Origin of the sequence: Rhodopseudomonas boonkerdii (assembly GCF_021184025.1) — a bacterium.
Taxonomy (GTDB): Bacteria; Pseudomonadota; Alphaproteobacteria; order Rhizobiales; family Xanthobacteraceae; genus Tardiphaga; species Tardiphaga boonkerdii.
Genome location: NZ_CP036537.1, coordinates 342,751 through 361,932 on the forward strand (window position 1 = coordinate 342,751; position 19,182 = coordinate 361,932).

Sequence of the window (19,182 nt, forward strand, 5' to 3'; positions counted from 1 at the left end):
CGGGACGTAAAGCGTGTGTCAGCGCGGCTCGATCCCATCGCGAACGGCGCGGAAACGCGGGAAGGCTTTCGACCAGTCGTCGCGCGGGGCACTGGCGATGATGCGCATGGCGGTCTTGCCGCTGCCGAAGCGCAGCCATTGCACCACGGTCACCGGCGTATTGCCTTTGCCGCTGATGGCATCGATGCGGGTCTCGTAGCCCGGCATGCCGTCGATCCGCTGCGGTTCGGACAGGGTGATGCGCGCCTCGCGCAGACCGGGGATCTGGGCTGCCGCCTGCTGGGCGAAGCGGCCGCGGTCATCGGCCCGATCCGGCGCCGAGCCGACGCTGCCGAGGATCATGAACGGGCTCGTTTCGACGGCGTTCTCGTCGACCGAATCTGCCAGCAGGATCGCAGCGCCGGGCGCCAGCATGCGGACGTTCTTGAAATCGCTGAGTTGCGAAATCTTGAAGGGCATCATGCCGAGCTGCTCGTCGAGCGGCACGTCCTTGCGGACGGTGACGCTGGCGAACATCTGGCGAACGGCGTCGTCGGTGTAGATTTTCTGCGCGTTTTCCGGAACTTGCACGGCCACATAACCGGAGAACGAGCCGCCATTGATGATCATCGAATAACGCCGCACCGGCGTGCCCGCAGCATCCTTGGCGCTCTCGACCGTATAGAAGGCCCGGCCGGCGCCGGTCTCGATGGTCTCCGGTTTCAGCGTCATCCCGGCCGGATTGGTCCTGAACGCGGTCTCGACCTCGGTGAAGGCCGCTGCCGGCAGTTCGGTCATCAGCATCTTCACGCCCTGATCGGAGGTCTGGAAACCGGTGAAGGTCCTGGACGGCTCCAGACCCACTGACGGGGTGATACCGATGCGGACCCCTGGCGGGTAAACGGGATCCGCCGCTTGGGCCGGGGTGAAGGCGGATAACAACACTGTCAGGGCGAACAGGGGCGCGAGATGTCTCATCAGGGTTTTACTTGGCTCGGTGTGGCGGCGGGTCGACGGGCGGAGCGGCGCGAACGGCCAGCCTGCCGAGAGGGGCTCAGGTTGCCCTGTTCCAGCAACAGATCAAGGCACAAATCCGTTCCCGCAAGGTCCCGCGCCGATCCGTCGCGTTGCACCCTTCGAACCGCGCGTTCAGGGTTAATTAATTTCCCGAATGCCCTATGATTTCCGCGTCTAAGGCCCTGTGGGATGCCTTGCGGCAACCTAGCCCCCTCCTATATGACGCTCAGCGTCGCAATATCGCGAGCATGTGATTGATTTGGGGGTTTGAGCGGGGCGCCCGTTGGGCCCGGCCAACCTGCCGCAGAAAAAGGAAGTAAGAGCATGGGAAAGGTCATCGGTATCGACCTCGGTACGACGAATTCCTGCGTCGCCGTGATGGATGGCAAAAATCCGAAGGTCATCGAGAACGCAGAAGGCATGCGGACGACCCCGTCCATCGTCGCCTTTACCGATGACGGCGAGCGCCTCGTCGGCCAGCCCGCCAAGCGCCAGGCGGTTACCAATCCCGAGCGCACGATTTTCGCGGTGAAGCGCCTGATCGGCCGCCGCTATGACGATCCGACCGTCGAGAAGGACAAGAAGCTCGTCCCCTACAAGATTGCCAAGGGCGGCAACGGCGATGCGTGGGTCGAGGTGGACGGCAAGTCCTACTCCCCGTCGCAGATCTCCGCCTTCACCCTGCAGAAGATGAAGGAAACGGCGGAAGCCCATCTCGGCCAGAAGGTCGAGCAGGCCGTCATCACCGTTCCCGCCTATTTCAACGACGCCCAGCGCCAGGCCACCAAGGATGCCGGTAAGATCGCCGGTCTCGAAGTGCTGCGCATCATCAACGAGCCGACCGCGGCTGCGCTGGCCTATGGTCTCGACAAGTCGAAGTCCGGCACCATTGCGGTGTACGACCTCGGCGGCGGCACCTTCGACGTCTCCATCCTCGAGATCGGCGATGGCGTGTTCGAGGTGAAGTCGACCAATGGCGACACGTTCCTCGGCGGTGAAGATTTCGACATGCGTCTGGTCGGCTACCTCGCCGATGAATTCAAGAAAGAGCAGGGCATCGACCTGCGCCAGGACAAGCTGGCTCTGCAGCGCCTGAAGGAAGCTGCCGAAAAGGCCAAGATCGAGCTGTCGTCCACGACACAGACCGAAATCAACCTGCCCTTCATCACGGCGGATGCCACCGGTCCGAAGCATCTGACCCTGAAGCTCACCCGCGCCAAGTTCGAGGCACTGGTGGACGACCTGATCCAGAAGACCATCGAGCCGTGCCGCAAGGCGCTGAAGGATGCCGGTCTCACCGCCGGTGAAGTCGGCGAAGTCGTTCTGGTCGGCGGCATGATCCGCATGCCGAAGATCCAGGAAGTCGTGAAGCAGTTCTTCGGCAAGGAGCCCCACAAGGGCGTCAATCCGGACGAAGTCGTGGCCATCGGCGCCGCCATTCAGGCCGGCGTTCTGCAGGGCGACGTCAAGGACGTGCTGCTGCTCGACGTCACCCCGCTGTCGCTGGGCATCGAGACGCTGGGCGGCGTGTTCACCCGCATCATCGATCGCAACACCACGATCCCGACCAAGAAGAGCCAGGTATTCTCGACCGCCGAAGACAATCAGAACGCGGTCACCATCCGGGTCTTCCAGGGCGAACGCGAAATGGCGGCGGACAACAAGCCGCTCGGGCAGTTCGACCTGATGGGCATTCCGCCGGCTCCGCGCGGCATGCCGCAGATCGAGGTGACCTTCGACATCGACGCCAACGGCATCGTCAACGTGTCGGCGAAGGACAAGGCGACCAACAAGGAACAGCAGATCCGCATTCAGGCATCTGGTGGTCTGTCGGAAGCCGACATCGAGAAGATGGTCAAGGACGCCGAAGCCAACGCCGCCGACGACAAGAAGCGTCGTGAGGCCGTGGACGCCAAGAACCATGGCGACGCGCTGGTGCATTCGACCGAGAAGGCCCTCACCGAACACGGTGACAAGGTCGCCGAGGGCGAGCGCAAGGCCATCGAGGACGCGATTGCCGATCTGAAGGAAGCGCTGAAGGGCGACGACGCAGAGGCGATCAAGACCAAGACCAACACGCTGGCCCAGGCTTCCATGAAGCTCGGCGAGGCGATGTACACCCAGCAGGCCGAAGCCGACGCCAAGCGCGACGCGGCCAAGGATGACATCGTCGACGCCGAATTCACGGAAGTCGACGACGACAAGCCGAAGAAGTCGGCCTGATAGCGAGCAGAACGATGACCCTCATCCAGAGCAGCACTCTGTGGCTGACGATGGATGGGGGTCATTTTTTGTGAAGTCGATGCAGCTAGCACGCGGATTGCATCGGCATATATCGCATCATGATGATGCGGCGACCTGGGATTTCGGGCGGATCTGACGAATGTCCACCAAGCAATGTTACTACGAAACGCTGGAAGTCGATCGCACGGCCAATGATGCGACTTTGAAGTCGTCGTTCCGCAAGCTTGCGATGAAGTGGCATCCGGACAAGAACCCCGGCGATGCCAGCGCCGAAATCAAGTTCAAGGAAATCGCCGAAGCTTACGACGTCCTCAAGGACAGCGACAAGCGCGCGGCCTATGATCGCTTCGGTCATGCCGCGTTCGAGCAGGGCCATGGCGGCGGTGGTGCCGGCTTCGGCTCCGGCTTTGCCTCATCTTTCTCCGATATTTTCGAAGACCTGTTCGGCATGGCCGGGCAGCGCGGCGGCCGTAGCAGCGGTGGCCGCGAGCGTGGCGCCGATCTGCGCTACAATATGGAAATCACGCTGGAGGAAGCTTTCTCCGGCAAGACCGCGCAGATCGAGATCCCGGTCGCGGTGACCTGCGAAGCCTGCTCCGGCACCGGCGCCAAGGCCGGCACCAAGCCGAAGAACTGCTCGACCTGCGGCGGAGCCGGCCGCGTGCGCCAAGCCCAGGGCTTCTTCACGCTGGAGCGTACCTGCCCGAGCTGTCATGGCCGCGGCCAGATGATCGAGGATCCGTGCCCGAGCTGCTCCGGCGCCGGCCGTGTCGAGCGCGAGCGTTCGCTGTCGGTGAACATTCCCGCCGGCGTCGAGGATGGCACCCGCATCCGTCTTGCCAATGAAGGCGAAGCCGGCACGCGTGGTGGTCCCGCAGGGGATCTCTATATCTTCCTGTCGCTCGCCGCGCATGACTTCTTCCAGCGCGATGGCGCCGACCTGCATTGCCGGGTGCCGATCTCCATGGTCACTGCAGCACTCGGCGGCGAATTCGAAGTGCCGACCATCGATGGCAACCGCAACAAGGTCAAAGTGCCGTCCGGCACCCAATCCGGGCGCCGCTTCCGCGTTAGCGGCAAGGGCATGCCTGTGCTGCGGTCGCGTCAGTCGGGCGACATGTATGTGCAGGTCGTGGTGGAAACGCCACAGAACCTGACCAAGAAACAGCAAGAACTTCTTGCGGAGTTCGAGAAGCTTTCTTCTGGTGCAACGCAACCAGAGGCAGCGGGATTCTTCACAAAGGTCAAGGACTTCTTCGGAACACGCAGCGCGTCCTGACGTTACAGTGCTTGACCGTTTCCGCGGTTGGCGATACCCCTTTATGACGAAAGTCTGACGTTCCGCACGTTACGCGGTCGGCCTGGAAGCACAATGCCTCTGCAATCGTCCGCGCGTACGTTGAAAAAGCCACTTCGCCTCGATGACGAAGTCCGCTTTATTCGCTCATGGATCGACAAGCCGCTGCATATGGGCGCGGTCATGCCTTCGGGCAAAGCGCTGGCCCGCACCATGGCGCAATATGTCGACCCGCAGGGGACCGGCCCGGTCATCGAACTCGGTCCCGGCACCGGCGCAATCACCACCGCCCTCGTTGCGCATGGGATCGACCAGAAGCGTCTGGTTCTCGTCGAATTCAATCCCACCTTCTGCGCCCTGCTGCGTGAGCGCTATCCGCAGGCGACCGTGGTGCAGGGCGATGCCTATACGCTTCGTGATACGCTCTGGGACGTGCTGAAGGAGCCGGCCTCCGCCGTCGTCTCCGGCCTGCCGCTCGTCACCAAACCAATGCTGACGCGTCTGAAGCTGATTCGCGATGCCTTCGCAGCGCTCGCGCCGCATGCACCCTTCGTGCAGTTCACCTATTCGGTGGCGCCGCCGATCCCGAAGTCGCTGCCCGGAGTGTCCACCGAGGCCTCCGAACGGATCTGGTTGAATCTTCCGCCCGCCCGCGTCTGGGTGTATCGCAAGGGCTGAGGCCGTTTGCGATCGCGCGGCGGCTCCGCCACCAAAGCGATCGGACATATGGCTGCACCGAAAATCCTCGTCATTCCTGGCTCACTGCGCACCGGATCGCTCAATGCGAAGCTGGCGGCTGCTGCCGTCGATGAACTCGTGCGCGCGGATGCTGAGGTCACGCGCATCTCGCTGGGGGATTTTCCATTGCCGATCTATGACGGCGACCTCGAAGCCTCATCCGGTGTGCCGAAACACGCGCTCAATCTGAAGCGCATGATGGCTGCACATGACGGCGTGTTGATCGTGACGCCCGAATACAATTCCTCCCTGCCGCCGCTCGTGAAGAACACGATCGATTGGGTTTCACGCGTCACCGACGGGCAGGAGGGCAGGGGCCACGTGTTTCGTGGCCGCGCCTTCGCCATCGCTGCCGCATCCAACGGACGTCTCGGGGGCACGCGCTGCCTCGAAGCGCTGCGGCTGGTGCTATCGGCCTGCCGCGCGCTGGTGATTCCGAGCCAGCTCGCGCTGTCGCATGCCGACGACGCCTATGACGAGACGGATCGTCTCAAACACCCCGCCGATATCGCGGCGATGCAATCCATGGTGCGGCAGTTGATCGACGTCGCCCAGCAGATGAAGTGAGCCTGACATGACCGCCATCGATCCCCGCGACCGCCTGATCGTTGCGCTTGACGTGCCCGACGTCGCGTCGGCCGAAGCGATGATCGAACGGCTCGGCGATAGCGTGACATTCTACAAGATCGGCTATCAGCTTGGTTATGCCGGCGGCCTGCCGCTGGTGCGCAAGCTTGCGGATGCCGGAAAGAAAGTGTTCGCCGATCTGAAGATGCACGACATCGGCAACACAGTTGCGCGCGGTGTCGAGAGCGTTGCGAGGCTCGGTGCGACCTTCCTCACGGTGCACGCCTATCCGCAAACCATGCAGGCTGCGGCCAATGCCAGCAAAGGCTCCGCTCTGCGCATCCTCGCGGTCACCGTGCTGACCTCCTACGACAATGAAGATCTCAAGGCCGCCGGCTATCAGCTCGGCGTCAGCGAGCTCGTCACCACGCGCGCCCAACAGGCGCAGGCGCTCGGTATCGACGGTCTCGTTTGTTCGCCGGAGGAAGCCGGCAACCTGCGCAAGCTGATCAAGCCGGAGATGGTGCTGGTGACGCCGGGCGTGCGCCCCGCAGGCGCCGAACTCGGCGACCAGAAACGCGTGATGACCCCGGCCAAGGCGATTGCCGCCGGTTCGGATTATCTCGTGGTCGGTCGTCCGATCATGGCGGCGGACGATCCGAAGGCGGCGGCGGAGGCGATCGTGGCCGAGATTACAGCTTCACTCCGCCCCTCATCCTGAGGAGCCGCGCAGCGGCGTCTCGAAGGATGGCCGCGGGCTCGGAGTTTCAATTATTCATGGTTCGAGACGGCGCTTCGCGCCTCCTCACCATGAGGACTGAGCTAAAAGGGAGAACGAAAAATGCCGAAGGCCTACTGGATCGCACGTGTCGATGTGCACAACATGGACGGCTACAAGCAATATGTCGCCGAAAACGGCCCTGTCTTCGCGAAATACGGCGCCAAGTTCATCGTTCGCGGTGGCCAGTTCGAGGCCAAGGAAGGCACCTCGCGCACACGCAATGTCGTGCTCGAATTCAAGGATTATGCGACAGCGCTCGCCTGCTACAACTCGCCCGAATACCAGCGCCTCGTCGAGATGCGCAAACCGCATGGTGAGAGCGATCTGGTGATCATCGAGGGCTATGACGGGCCGCAGCCGGCCCTTTGACCTCGTTATTGGGATAGACCGGCCCCGGGCATCAGGAGGGACGATCTCAGCAGCAGGCCTTAAGCATGTCCTTGATCCGATTGGTATCTGAGGATTTCGGAATGCGCGCGCGTGTTGCCGCCGCAGCACTGCGCCGCTATACCGCCTGAAATACGAAGGAACGTCAGATGTCCGATATGAGATTGATCGTTGCCGGCGCCGGCGGCCGCATGGGCCGCGCGCTGATCCGCACCATCGCTGAAACGCCCGGCGCCGTGCTTGCCGGTGCGCTGGAAGCGCCGACCTCGGAACTGCTCGGCCAGGATGCCGGCGTACTCGCCGGCCTGCCGGAAAACGGCATCAAGCTCTCGGCCGATCTGTGGACCCTGTCGAAAGAGGCGGATGGCATCCTCGATTTCACCGTACCGGCCGCGACCATCGCCAATGTCGCCATCGCCGCTCAGCGCGGCATCGTGCATGTGATCGGCACCACCGGTCTTTCGGCCTCCGACGATGCCGTGATCAAGAGCGTCACCAAGCAGGCGATCGTGGTGCAGTCCGGTAATATGAGTCTCGGTGTCAATTTGCTTGCGGCATTGGTGAAGCGTGTCGCGCAATCGCTCGACGACGGTTTCGACATCGAAGTGCTGGAAATGCATCACAAGGCGAAGATCGATGCGCCGTCGGGCACTGCTTTCATGCTCGGCCAGGCCGCTGCCGATGGTCGCAAGGTCTCGCTCGAAACGCATTCCGCACGCGGCCGTGATGGTATCACCGGCGCGCGCAAGGCCGGCGATATCGGCTTCGCGTCGCTGCGCGGCGGCACCGTTGCCGGTGAGCATACCGTGATCTTTGCTGGCCCGCATGAGCGCATCGAACTCACGCATAAGGCCGAGGATCGCATGATCTTCGCGCATGGCGCGCTGAAGGCGGCCATGTGGGCGCATGGTAAGTCGCCCGGACACTATTCGATGGCCGACGTGCTCGGTCTCGGTGAGAAGTAAGAACCTTCTTTTGAGCATGATCTCATCCGAAAATCGGCTGCCACGTTTCGAGACCATGCTCCAACAACGGAAACTGCGATGACCGACCGTCTTCTCGTGCTCGTCCGCCACGGCCAGAGCGACTGGAATCTGAAGAACCTGTTCACTGGCTGGAAAGACCCGGACCTCACCGAGAAGGGCGTCACCGAAGCCAGGGAAGCCGGCCGCAAGCTCAAGGCGCAGGGCCTGACCTTCGATGTCGCCTTCACCTCTGCGCTCACCCGCGCCCAGCACACGCTGCGTCTGGCGCTGGAGGAAATGGGCCAGACCGGCATTCCGGTGACAAAACATCTCGCGCTGAACGAGCGTGACTACGGCGATCTCTCCGGGCTCAACAAGGACGATGCGCGCGCCAAGTGGGGCGAGGAGCAGGTGCATATCTGGCGCCGGTCCTATGACGTGCCGCCGCCCGGCGGCGAGAGCCTGAAGGACACGCTGGCCCGTACGCTGCCGTACTACGTGCAGGAAATCCTGCCGGGCGTGCTCCGTGGCGAGCGCACGCTGGTGGCCGCGCACGGCAATTCACTGCGCGCGCTGATCATGGTGCTGGAAAAACTGTCGCCGGAAGGCATTCTGGCCCGCGAACTCGGCACCGGCGCACCGATCATCTATCGACTCAAGGCGGATGCAACCGTGGAATCGAAGCTCGATCTGGCGTGATTTCTTGCGTCATTGTTGCGGCAAATCTTGCGGCATCAGTGAGGCAGGTCCGTAACGAAAAATGCCCGCACCATTTGTTGCGGGCATTTTGTTGTTATTGGACGAAAGGCTCAGTTCGCGCCGTTATGCGCGAACTGGCCGGTGGCGCGGAAGCGCCAGAGATATTGCGGGGCGACTGCTTCCAGCGAATCCGGCGCGATGCCGAGACCTTCCAGCGTCAGGCCGGCGGTCTTGGCGGCTTCGGACACGACATTGTCCACCTTCAGCATCGCCACCTGATCCGGCGTCAGCTTGAAGTCGCCGGGCGCGAATTGCAGGACATAGGATTTCAGCTTGGCGATGCCCATCGGCACCGGCAGGATCATGCGTTCGCGCTCGATGGTCTTGAGCACGATGGCGACGATCTCCTGCATGGCCAGCACTTCCGGCCCGCCGAGTTCATAGACGGCGCCCGGCCTGGTCTTGCCGTCGGCCGCGGCGGCCACGGCCTGGGCGACATCGCCGACAAACACCGGCTGCATTTTCGTCTCGGCACCGAACACCGGCATGATCGGCACGACACGGGCCAGCGCGGCAAAGCGGTTGGTGAGGTTGTCTTCCGGGCCGAACACCAGCGACGGGCGCAGGATCGAGGCCGACGGCACGGCGGCGAGCACGTTCTGCTCGCCGGCCGCCTTGGCCCGGGAATAGGCCGATTCGGAATTGGCATCGGCGCCGATGGCGGAGACATGCACCAGGCGGGCGCCGATTTCGGCGGCGGCCTGCGCGATGGCGCCGGCACCTTCGGCCTGCACGGCGTCGAAGCTCTGCTTGCCGCCTTCGCTGAGGATGCCGACCAGGTTCACCACGATGGAAGCATCGCGCATGGCGGCCTTGATGGAGGCGGGGTTGCGGATATTGGCCTGCACGGCGTGGATCTGGCCGACGCGGCCGAGCGGCTGCAGATGGCCGGCAAGCTCCGGGCGGCGCACGGCGACGCGAATCCGGTAATCGCGCTTGGCCAGCGCGCGGACCACGTGCCGCCCCACGAAACCGGATCCGCCGAAAACCGTGACGAGTGTGTCGATGGGGGCAGCCATGGGGTCAGTTCCTTAGCGGGGGGCAGGCGTTGAAAAGGCGGCAGTTTAGACCGTTTCGCGATACGCCAAGCCGTGGGGCCTGTACAGCGGAAAGGAATTGCACAAAGCAATTTGACAAGTGCGTAACGGCCCCCTACACACCGCGCCACGTGCCTCGCACGTGCCCAGGTGGCGGAATTGGTAGACGCGCTGGCTTCAGGTGCCAGTGGCTTAACGGCCGTGAAGGTTCGAGTCCTTTCCTGGGCACCATCGTGCTCTTAAGTCTCTGATTGTCAGAGCATTTCAGTAACATCGACGGATTGGCCTGCGCGTTTGGCGCGGAAGCGGCTTGAACGCAGCCTGTTTGCCGGCCGGCGATTGCCGGGCCGTGGCCGCGGCGTCCTGTGCGGTCGGCTGCCATCCGGGCCTTTATGGCATTCCTATAAGTTCGCAGTCTCCCTCGTCTCGAAAACCTACGTCCTGAATGGCACCTGATCGACGTCGGGCGCGCTCTCCGCGCTCGGGCGCGTTCTTCGCGCCGTCGTCGCCAGTACTCAGGAGCGTTCCATGCTGGACATTCTCATGCTGGGCCTCGGGCTCGGCTTTTTCCTTCTCGCGCTGGGCTACGCCCATGCCTGCGAACGGCTGTGAGGAGGCGGATCATGATCTTCGACTACGTGCTCGCCGGCACGGTCTCGGCCGCTCTCCTCATTTATCTCACCTACGCGCTGCTCCGCCCCGAGCGGTTCTGAGCGCGCGTCAAAAAGGTCAAATACGATGACACTCATCGGCTGGATCCAGATCGCGCTGTTCTGTGCGGTGATCTTGGCGCTCACGAAGCCGCTCGGCGGCTACATGACGCGCGTGTTCAATGGCGAGCGCACATGGCTGTCGCCGGTGCTGCGGCCGGTCGAGGCCGGCATCTACCGGCTTGCCGGTGTCGACGAAAAGCGCGAGCAGCATTGGCTCACTTATACGGTCGGCATGCTGCTGTTCCATGTCGCCGGTTTCGTGATCCTCTACGCGCTGCTGCGGCTGCAGGATGTGCTGCCGTTCAATCCGCAGGGCCAGTCGGCGGTGGCGCCCGATCTCGCCTTCAACACCGCGGCCTCCTTCATCACCAATACCAACTGGCAGAACTACGGCGGCGAGAGCACGCTGTCTTATCTGTCCCAGATGCTCGGCCTCACGCATCAGAACTTCCTGTCGGCGGCGACGGGCATCGCGCTCGCCGTGGCGCTGATCCGCGGCTTCGCGCGGTCGTCGATGCGCACGCTCGGCAATTTCTGGGTCGATGTGACGCGCTGTACGCTGTATGTGCTGCTGCCGCTCTGCATCGTCTACACGCTTTTTCTGGTCTGGCAGGGGATGCCGCAGACACTCGGCGCCTATGTCGATGCCGCGACATTGGAAGGCGCCAAGCAGACGATCGCCGTCGGCCCGGTGGCGTCGCAGGTGGCGATCAAGATGCTGGGCACCAATGGCGGCGGTTTCTTCAATGCCAATGCCGCGCATCCGTTCGAGAATCCGACAGCGCTGTCGAACTTCGTGCAGATGATCTCGATCTTCGCCATCGGGGCGGCCATGACCAATATGTTCGGTCGCATGGTCGGCAATTCCCGGCAAGGCTGGGCGATCCTCGCGGTGATGGGCGTGCTGTTCGTCGTTGGTGTCGCCATCACCTACTGGGCGGAAGCATCGGGCACCAACGCCTTGCAAGCGCTCGGTCTGGCCGGCGGCAATATGGAAGGCAAGGAAGTTCGCTTCGGCATCGTGGCATCGTCCTTGTTCGCCGTGGTGACCACCGCGGCGTCCTGCGGCGCCGTCAATGCGATGCACGACTCCTTCACCGCGCTCGGCGGCATGATCCCGCTGATCAACATGCAGCTCGGCGAAATCATCGTCGGCGGCGTTGGTGCCGGCCTTTACGGCATGCTTCTGTTCGTCGTGCTGGCGATCTTCGTCGCCGGCCTGATGGTCGGCCGCACACCCGAATATGTCGGCAAGAAAATCGAGGCGCATGAGGTCAAGATGGCGATGCTCGCCATTCTCGTCCTGCCGCTGATGTATCTCGGCTGGACGGCGGTTGCGGTCGTGCTGCCGTCGGCGGTGGCGTCCATCGCCAATGCCGGACCGCATGGCTTCACCGAGGTGCTTTACGCCTTCACTTCGGCGACAGGCAACAATGGCTCGGCCTTCGGCGGTCTCACCGGCAACACGTTCTTCTACAATCTGACGCTCGCCTGTTCGATGCTGGTCGGCCGCTTCTTCATGATCGTGCCGGCGATGGCGATGGCGGGATCGCTGGTTGAGAAGAAATCCATTGCGGCCTCGTCAGGCACGCTGCCGACCACCGGCGGCCTGTTCATCGGTCTCGTCATCGGCGTCATCCTGATCATCGGTGGCCTCACTTTCTTTCCGGCCCTCGCGCTCGGCCCGATCGTCGAGCATCTCGCGATGACCGCCGGCAATCTGTTCTGATCGGAGCAATCTCCATGGAAACCCTCAAACTGCAAAAGCGTAGCTCCGGCACGGCGTTGCTCGATCCAGCAATCGTGCTGCCGGCCATCGCCTCGTCCTTCACCAAGCTCGATCCTCGGGTGATGGTGAAGAATCCGGTGATGTTCGTGGTGGAAATCGTGGCCGCGCTCACCACCGTCATCTTCATCAAGAACGTGATCACCGGCGGTGGAGATCTCGCTTTCACATTCCAGATCATCCTGTGGCTGTGGTTTACGGTGCTGTTTGCCAATTTCGCCGAAGCCGTCGCCGAAGGGCGCGGCAAGGCGCAGGCAGAGACGCTGAAGAAGACGCGGACCGAAAGCCAGGCCAAGCTGCTCACGGGCAACGATGCCCGCGACAGGAGCTACCGGATGGTTGCGGGAACGTCGCTGAAGGTCGGCGATATCGTGCTGGTCGAAGCCGGCGATCTCATTCCGTCCGATGGTGAAGTGATCGAGGGCGTCGCATCCGTCAACGAAGCCGCCATCACCGGCGAGTCGGCTCCGGTCATCCGCGAATCCGGCGGCGACCGTTCGGCGGTCACCGGCGGCACGCAGGTGCTGTCGGACTGGATACGCGTTCGCATCACTGCGGCGCAAGGCTCCACCTTCATCGATCGCATGATCAGGCTGGTGGAGGGTGCCGAGCGGCAGAAGACGCCGAACGAGATCGCGCTCAATATCCTGTTGCTCGGCCTGACCATCATCTTCGTCTTCGCGACGGTGACGATTCCGAGTTATGCCGCCTATGCCGGCGGCACCGTCTCGGTCGTCGTTCTGGTCGCGCTGTTCGTGACGCTGATCCCGACCACCATCGGCGCGTTGCTCTCTGCCATCGGCATCGCCGGCATGGATCGTTTGGTGCGCTTCAACGTGCTGGCGATGTCCGGCCGCGCCGTGGAAGCCGCCGGCGACGTCGATACGCTGCTGCTCGACAAGACCGGCACCATCACCCTCGGAAATCGCCAGGCAACCGCCTTCCGTCCGCTGCGCGGCGTCACCGAGCAGGAACTGGCGGACGCAGCGCAGCTCGCATCATTGGCCGACGAGACGCCGGAAGGCCGCTCCATCGTCGTGCTGGCGAAGGAGAAATACGGCATCCGCGGCCGCGACATGGCCGAGCTGTCGGCGACCTTCGTGCCCTTCACCGCGCAGACCCGCATGAGCGGCATCGATGCAGCAGGCGTGTCCGTGCGCAAAGGGGCGGTGGATTCGATCCTCGCTTATGTCGCCGGCAGCGACATGCCGATCGCGTCCGGCAATACGGCGCGGGCGATCGCGCCGGCCAACATGTCGCAAGCGGCCCGCGAGCTGCAAGCCATTGCCGATGAAGTGGCGAAGGCCGGCGGCACCCCGCTCGGCGTCGCGCGCGACGGCAAGCTGCTCGGCGTCATTTATCTGAAGGACATCGTCAAGGGTGGCATCCGCGAACGCTTTGCCGAACTGCGCCAGATGGGCATCCGCACCGTCATGATCACCGGCGACAATCCGATGACCGCCGCCGCCATCGCCGCGGAAGCCGGCGTCGACGATTTCCTTGCGCAGGCAACTCCCGAGGACAAGCTCAAGCTGATCCGCGACGAGCAGGCCAGGGGCAAGCTGGTGGCCATGTGCGGTGACGGCACCAATGACGCGCCCGCACTCGCGCAGGCCGATGTGGGTGTCGCCATGAACACCGGCACCCAGGCGGCGCGCGAGGCCGGCAACATGGTCGATCTCGACAGTAACCCGACCAAGCTGATCGAGGTGGTGGAAATCGGCAAGCAACTGCTGATGACGCGCGGCGCATTGACGACCTTCTCCATCGCCAATGACGTGGCGAAGTACTTCGCCATCATCCCGGCGCTGTTCATCGCTTTCTATCCACAGCTCGGCGCGCTCAATATCATGGGCCTCGCCAGCCCGCAGAGCGCCATCCTGTCGGCCATCATCTTCAACGCGATCATCATCGTCGCGCTGATCCCGCTGGCGCTGAAAGGCGTCGCTTACAAGCCGATTGGAGCCGGCGCGCTGCTTGGCCGTAACCTGCTGATCTACGGCGTCGGCGGCCTCATCGTCCCGTTCGTCGGTATCAAGATCATCGATCTCGCGGTGTCCGCGCTTGGTCTGGTCTGAGGAGAACCATCATGTTGAAAGAACTTCGACCCGCTATCACAGTGCTCGTGCTGCTCACCGCCATCACCGGGCTCGCCTATCCGCTGGCCATGACGGGTATCGCCGGTGTCCTGTTTCCCGCACAGGCGGAAGGCAGCCTGATCGAGCGGGACGGCAAGGTCATCGGGTCCGCGCTGATCGGCCAGGACTTCAAGGGCGACAACTACTTCCATGGCCGTCCATCGGCGACCACGGGGACCGATCCGCAGGATGCCGCCAAGACCGTGCCGCAGCCCTATAACGCCGCGAATTCGATGGGCTCCAATCTCGGCCCCACGAGCAAGGCGCTGAACGACCGCATCAGGGAAGATGTCGAGAAACTGAAGGCGGAGAACCCAGGGATGCCGGTGCCGGTCGATCTCGTCACCACATCGGGCAGCGGTCTCGATCCGAACATCTCGCCGGAAGGCGCGCTGTTTCAGGTGTCGCGTGTCGCCAAGGCGCGCAACATGCCGGAGGAGCGGGTGCGCGCATTGGTGAGTGAGAAGACCGAAGGTCGTCTACTGGGTTTGCTGGGCGAACCGCGCGTTAACGTCCTCGCGCTGAATCTGGCGCTGGATGCAGCTGTAGCCAAGTAAGCCGCTAGGCCGGCTAACCGGCGGGGGCTATATATAGCTTCATGGCACATCAGAGCCGCGACCCAGACCAACGCCCTTCGCCGGAGGCCTTGCTGGAGGCAGCAAGGCGCGAGGAGGGTACGGCCGGGCGGCTGAAGATTTTTGTCGGCGCCGCTCCCGGCGTCGGCAAGACCTATGAGATGCTGCAAAGTGCCCATGCGAAGCGCAGGGACGGGGTGGATGTGGTGGTGGGCGTGGTCGAAACCCACGGTCGCGCCGAAACCGAAGCGCTGCTGGCCGGGCTCGAGGTCATTCCCAGGCGGAGGATCGAGCACAAGGGCCAGACGCTCGACGAGATGGATCTCGACGCCATTCTCGCCCGCCGCCCGAGGATCGTGCTGGTCGACGAACTCGCGCATACCAACGCACCGGGGTCGCGTCACCCCAAGCGTTATCTCGATGTCGCCGAGCTGCTTGCCGCCGGTATCGATGTCTATACCGCCGTCAATATCCAGCACATCGAGAGCCTGAACGACGTCGTCGCCCAGATCACCCATGTCAGGGTGCGGGAGACAGTGCCGGATTCAGTCTTCGACGGCGCCGATGCGATCGAATTGATCGACCTTACGCCGGACGATCTGATCCAGCGCCTGAAGGACGGCAAGGTGTATGTGCCGAAGCAGGCCGAACGCGCGCTGGAGCACTATTTCTCGCCGGGCAATCTCACGGCGCTGCGCGAGCTGGCGCTGCGCCGCACCGCCGATCGCGTCGATGAACAGCTGCTGACGCATATGCAGGCCAATGCCATTGCCGGTCCATGGGCGGCGGGCGAGCGCATTCTGGTCTGTGTCAGCGAGGACCCGCGTGCGGCCGGTCTCGTTCGCTATACCAAGCGCCTGGCCGACCGCCTGCATGCGCCGTGGACGGCCGTGAGCATCGAGACGCGCCGCAGCCTCCAGTTTTCCGAAGACCAGCGCGACCGCCTCGCCGACACGCTGCGTCTTGCCGAAACGCTCGGGGCGGAAGCGCTGACCATCCCCGCAACGGCACGTCGTATCGCGGATGATCTGCTCGACTATGCCCGTGCCCACAATGTCACCCAGATCGTGATCGGCAAGGCGTCGCGCTCATGGTGGTTCGAGCTGCTGCGCGGCTCAGTGGTACATGATCTCGTCCGTCGCTCCGGCAATATCAGCGTGCATGTGATCGCCGGTGACGTGTTGCCCCCCGAGCCGGCCGCCCGGCGCACGCAGATGACCGACCGGGTCGAGCCGTTCGATCCGAAGCCTTATCTGTTCTCGCTGGGCATTGTCGCCGCGGCGCTCGGTGTCGCCTTGCTGCTGTATCCGATCTTCGGCGTCGAGAATGTCGATCTGGTGTTCATGACCGCGGTCGTCGGCATCGCCGTCCGTTTCGGACTGGGACCGTCGCTGCTGGCCAGCGTGATCGGATCACTCGCCTACAACTTCTTTTTCCTGCCGCCGGTCTACACCTTCACGATCACGGATCCGACCAATGTCGCGGCGTTCTTCTTCTTCATGCTGGTGGCGCTTCTGGTCTCGAATCTCGCTGCACGGGTCCGCAGCCAGGCAGTTTCGGCCTTCGGGCGCGTCCGCACCACGGAGTCGCTCTACGCCTTCAGCCGCAAGCTCGCCGGCACTGCGACACTGGACGACGTGTTGTGGGCATCCGCCTATCAGATCGCGCTGATGCTGCGGGTGCGCGTCGTTCTGCTGCTGCCGGATGACGGGATCATCACGGTGAAAGCCGGCTATCCGCCGGAAGATGAACTCGATCAGGCCGATCTTGCCGCCGCCAACTGGGCCTGGAGTAACGATCATCCCGCCGGCCGCGGCTCCGATACACTGCCGGGGGCGAAGCGCCTGTTCCTGCCGATGCGGACCGGGCGCGGGCCGATCGGCGTGATCGGCATCGATGACGATCGGACAGGGCCGCTGCTGACGCCCGACCAGCGTCGCCTGCTCGACGCGCTGGTGGATCAGAGCGCATTGGCTATCGAGCGCGTGCAACTCGTCGAAGACATGGACCGCACCCAGCGGAACGTCGAATCCGATCGCCTGCGCGCAGCGCTGCTGACCTCGATCTCGCATGATCTGAAGACGCCGCTGGCCTCCGTGCTCGGCGCCGCCTCGACATTGCGCGAGCTGTCGCCGAAGTTGAGCGAGGCCGAACGCACAGATCTGCTTGCCACGGTGATCGACGAATCCGAACGGCTCAATCGTTTCATTGCCAATCTGCTCGATATGACCAAGCTGGAGTCCGGAGCCGTGGTGCCGAATGCGGCGCTGCTCGATCCCGGCGAGATCGTCGGAAGCGCGTTGCGCCGCGCCGGCAAGATTCTGGACCGTCATCGCGTGGTGCTCGATCTGGCGCCTCAGCTCCCGATGCTGAAGCTCGACGCCGTGCTGTTCGAGCAGGTGCTGTTCAACCTGCTCGACAATGCCGCCAAATACGCCCCGCCGGATACGACGATCACCATCCGCGCGAAACGCGAAGACGACGCGGTGGTCCTGCAGGTCATGGATGAGGGCGCAGGAATCCCGGCCGCGGATCTCGAACAGGTGTTCGACAAGTTCTATCGCGCCAACAAGGGGGACCATGTCCGCGCCGGCACCGGCCTCGGCCTCGCCATCTCGCGTGGTTTCGTTGAGGCCATGCAGGGTACCATCAGCGCGGCCAATCGCGTCGATCGTCCGGGCGCCGTGCTGACCATCAGGCTCCCGATCCCGCCCGCTCCCGAAGCTCTGGACACCGCCGCATGACTGCTTCCGCCATCAAGGTCCTGGTGATCGACGACGAGCCGCCGATCCGGAAATTGCTCCGGATGGGCTTGAGCACGCAGGGCTACGACATCGTCGAGGCCAGTAACGGCAAGCTTGCGCTGGAAAAACTGGCCGAGGACCCGGCATTGATCATCCTCGATCTCGGTTTGCCGGATATCCAGGGCCACGATCTGCTGCAGATGATCCGCGCCCGCAACGATGGCGTGCCGATCGTCGTGCTGTCGAGCCGCGGCGATGAAGCCGGCAAAGTACGGGCACTCGACCTTGGTGCGGACGACTATCTGACCAAACCGTTCGGCATGGATGAGTTGCTGGCCCGGTTGCGCGCCGCGCTGCGGCATCAGTTGCAGGTGCATGGCGAGCGGCCGGTGTTCAGGACCGGCGATCTGTCCGTCGATCTCGTCCGTCGCATCGTCAAGGTCGGCGAGCGCGAGGTGAAACTGTCTCCGAAGGAATATGACCTGCTGCGTGTGCTGGTGCAGCACGCGGGAAAGGTCCTGACCCACCGTTTTCTGCTGAAGGAGTTGTGGGACGAATTGACGGATGCGCAGTATCTGCGCGTCTACGTCCGCCAGCTCCGCCAGAAGATCGAGCCCGACCCGGAGCGGCCTCACTTCGTGCTGACCGAGACCGGCATCGGCTATCGGCTCCGGGCGGGGGATTGACGATCTCCGCCCTCATGGGGAGGAGCGGGCCACTTGGCGCGCGTCTCGAACCATGAATGGAGTGCGCTGCCATCCTTCGAGACGCCGCTGCGCGGCTCCTCAGGATGAGGGTAGAGTTTGTGGAGGCGGCCTATTTGCCAGCTTTCCCCGCTCCCTTCGGGGCGTTGTAGTCCAGTAACCGGATCGCTTCGTCCGCCGCATCGACCATATCGGCCATCAATCGCCGCGTACGCTCGAAATCCGCCCCCGACATGGCGCGGAACAGCATGTCGTTCACCGGGCGCTGCACGGGGGCCAGATCATTGAGCAAGGTGCGGGCTTTGGGCGTGATGGTGAGGATGACCCTGCGGCGATCCTCCGGGTCGGTTTCCTTCTCGACCAGGCCAGCCGCAACGAGCTTGTTGATCTCGATGGTGATGAAGGCACCGCTGAAGTGCAGATGTTCGGCGACCTGGTTGACGCCGATCTTCTCATCCGTGCTGCTCAAATGAGAAATGGCGATCACCACCGTATATTGCGTGCCGGACAGGCCGATCACGGCGCCAAGCTGGCCGCGTACGGCTTGCAGTCGCGCTGAAAACGCCAATGTATCGTGCAGGAATTGTCGAAACGCGCGATCCGACCCATCGACCATCAGTTGTGGCCGTGAAACGGTCAGTTCTGTCCGAATTTTCTTCGATTTGCTTTTCGTCGCCATCAGGCCCCCGCACACCTATGAGTCGTATAGCGGCCAGCTTACTAGCAAACAAGTTCGCATCGGCGTTTTGGT

17 protein-coding genes and 1 tRNA gene are annotated in these 19,182 nt (G+C 63.3%); 15 read left to right on the forward strand and 3 right to left on the reverse strand.

From position 1 onward, the window contains the following. Positions 1-18: 18 nt before the first annotated feature. Positions 19-957 (reverse strand): hypothetical protein, encoded by a 939-nt coding sequence (locus E0H22_RS01590; protein ID WP_233024025.1) that lies wholly within the window; start codon positions 955-957, stop codon positions 19-21. Between the two features lie 363 nt (positions 958-1,320). Here E0H22_RS01590 and dnaK point away from each other — a divergent pair, with 363 nt between their 5' ends. The 8 genes from dnaK to E0H22_RS01630 all read left to right on the forward strand — a co-directional run bounded on the left by dnaK (position 1,321) and on the right by E0H22_RS01630 (position 8,674). Then, positions 1,321-3,219, forward strand: a complete 1,899-nt coding sequence (dnaK, locus tag E0H22_RS01595) for a molecular chaperone DnaK (protein ID WP_233024026.1) — start codon at positions 1,321-1,323, stop codon at positions 3,217-3,219. 160 nt (positions 3,220-3,379) lie between these two features. Beyond that, entirely contained in the window at positions 3,380-4,519 is a 1,140-nt protein-coding gene (gene dnaJ / locus E0H22_RS01600; RefSeq protein ID WP_233024027.1) for a molecular chaperone DnaJ, read from the forward strand. A 93-nt stretch (positions 4,520-4,612) separates the two neighbouring features. Next, a complete protein-coding gene (locus E0H22_RS01605; protein WP_233024028.1) occupies positions 4,613-5,215 on the forward strand; it encodes a class I SAM-dependent methyltransferase in 603 nt (200 codons plus the stop codon). Between the two features lie 48 nt (positions 5,216-5,263). Continuing rightward, positions 5,264-5,842 carry an NADPH-dependent FMN reductase gene (locus E0H22_RS01610; RefSeq protein WP_233024029.1) on the forward strand — a complete coding sequence of 193 codons (579 nt, stop codon included), beginning with the start codon at positions 5,264-5,266 and terminating at the stop codon, positions 5,840-5,842. A 7-nt stretch (positions 5,843-5,849) separates the two neighbouring features. Continuing rightward, positions 5,850-6,563: an orotidine-5'-phosphate decarboxylase gene (gene pyrF, locus E0H22_RS01615; protein WP_233024030.1), complete on the forward strand. Its 714-nt coding sequence runs from the start codon at positions 5,850-5,852 to the stop codon at positions 6,561-6,563. 120 nt (positions 6,564-6,683) lie between these two features. Then, the gene (locus tag E0H22_RS01620; RefSeq protein WP_233024031.1) at positions 6,684-6,992 is read left to right on the forward strand and encodes a DUF1330 domain-containing protein; all 309 of its coding nucleotides are present in this window, start codon (positions 6,684-6,686) and stop codon (positions 6,990-6,992) included. A gap of 167 nt (positions 6,993-7,159) precedes the next feature. Then, positions 7,160-7,975 carry a 4-hydroxy-tetrahydrodipicolinate reductase gene (gene dapB / locus E0H22_RS01625; RefSeq protein WP_233024032.1) on the forward strand — a complete coding sequence of 272 codons (816 nt, stop codon included), beginning with the start codon at positions 7,160-7,162 and terminating at the stop codon, positions 7,973-7,975. Positions 7,976-8,053: 78 nt separating this feature from the next. Further along, the gene (locus E0H22_RS01630; RefSeq protein ID WP_233024033.1) at positions 8,054-8,674 is read left to right on the forward strand and encodes a 2,3-bisphosphoglycerate-dependent phosphoglycerate mutase; all 621 of its coding nucleotides are present in this window, start codon (positions 8,054-8,056) and stop codon (positions 8,672-8,674) included. Between the two features lie 110 nt (positions 8,675-8,784). Here E0H22_RS01630 and E0H22_RS01635 read toward each other — a convergent pair whose 3' ends face one another. After that, positions 8,785-9,753 (reverse strand): complex I NDUFA9 subunit family protein, encoded by a 969-nt coding sequence (locus E0H22_RS01635; protein WP_233024034.1) that lies wholly within the window; start codon positions 9,751-9,753, stop codon positions 8,785-8,787. Between the two features lie 162 nt (positions 9,754-9,915). Between E0H22_RS01635 and E0H22_RS01640 the strand changes: the two genes are divergently transcribed. From E0H22_RS01640 to E0H22_RS01670, 7 genes are all read left to right on the forward strand, one after another. Then, a tRNA-Leu gene (locus E0H22_RS01640) sits at positions 9,916-10,002 on the forward strand. 392 nt (positions 10,003-10,394) lie between these two features. Further along, positions 10,395-10,484: a K(+)-transporting ATPase subunit F gene (locus E0H22_RS01645; RefSeq protein WP_233024035.1), complete on the forward strand. Its 90-nt coding sequence runs from the start codon at positions 10,395-10,397 to the stop codon at positions 10,482-10,484. A gap of 25 nt (positions 10,485-10,509) precedes the next feature. Further along, positions 10,510-12,213 (forward strand): potassium-transporting ATPase subunit KdpA, encoded by a 1,704-nt coding sequence (gene kdpA / locus E0H22_RS01650; protein ID WP_233024036.1) that lies wholly within the window; start codon positions 10,510-10,512, stop codon positions 12,211-12,213. 14 nt (positions 12,214-12,227) lie between these two features. Further along, entirely contained in the window at positions 12,228-14,348 is a 2,121-nt protein-coding gene (gene kdpB, locus E0H22_RS01655; protein WP_233024037.1) for a potassium-transporting ATPase subunit KdpB, read from the forward strand. 11 nt (positions 14,349-14,359) lie between these two features. Then, a complete protein-coding gene (locus tag E0H22_RS01660; protein WP_233024038.1) occupies positions 14,360-14,965 on the forward strand; it encodes a K(+)-transporting ATPase subunit C in 606 nt (201 codons plus the stop codon). A gap of 41 nt (positions 14,966-15,006) precedes the next feature. Then, entirely contained in the window at positions 15,007-17,727 is a 2,721-nt protein-coding gene (locus E0H22_RS01665) for a sensor histidine kinase (protein ID WP_233024039.1), read from the forward strand. Beyond that, positions 17,724-18,413: a response regulator transcription factor gene (locus E0H22_RS01670; RefSeq protein ID WP_233024040.1), complete on the forward strand. Its 690-nt coding sequence runs from the start codon at positions 17,724-17,726 to the stop codon at positions 18,411-18,413. Before E0H22_RS01665 ends, E0H22_RS01670 begins: the two co-directional genes overlap by 4 nt. A 130-nt stretch (positions 18,414-18,543) precedes the next feature. On the opposite strand, the gene E0H22_RS01675 is transcribed toward E0H22_RS01670, so the two are convergent. Continuing rightward, positions 18,544-19,110, reverse strand: coding sequence for a MarR family winged helix-turn-helix transcriptional regulator (locus E0H22_RS01675; RefSeq protein WP_233024041.1), 567 nt, complete (start codon positions 19,108-19,110; stop codon positions 18,544-18,546). Between the last annotated feature and the right edge of the window lie 72 nt (positions 19,111-19,182).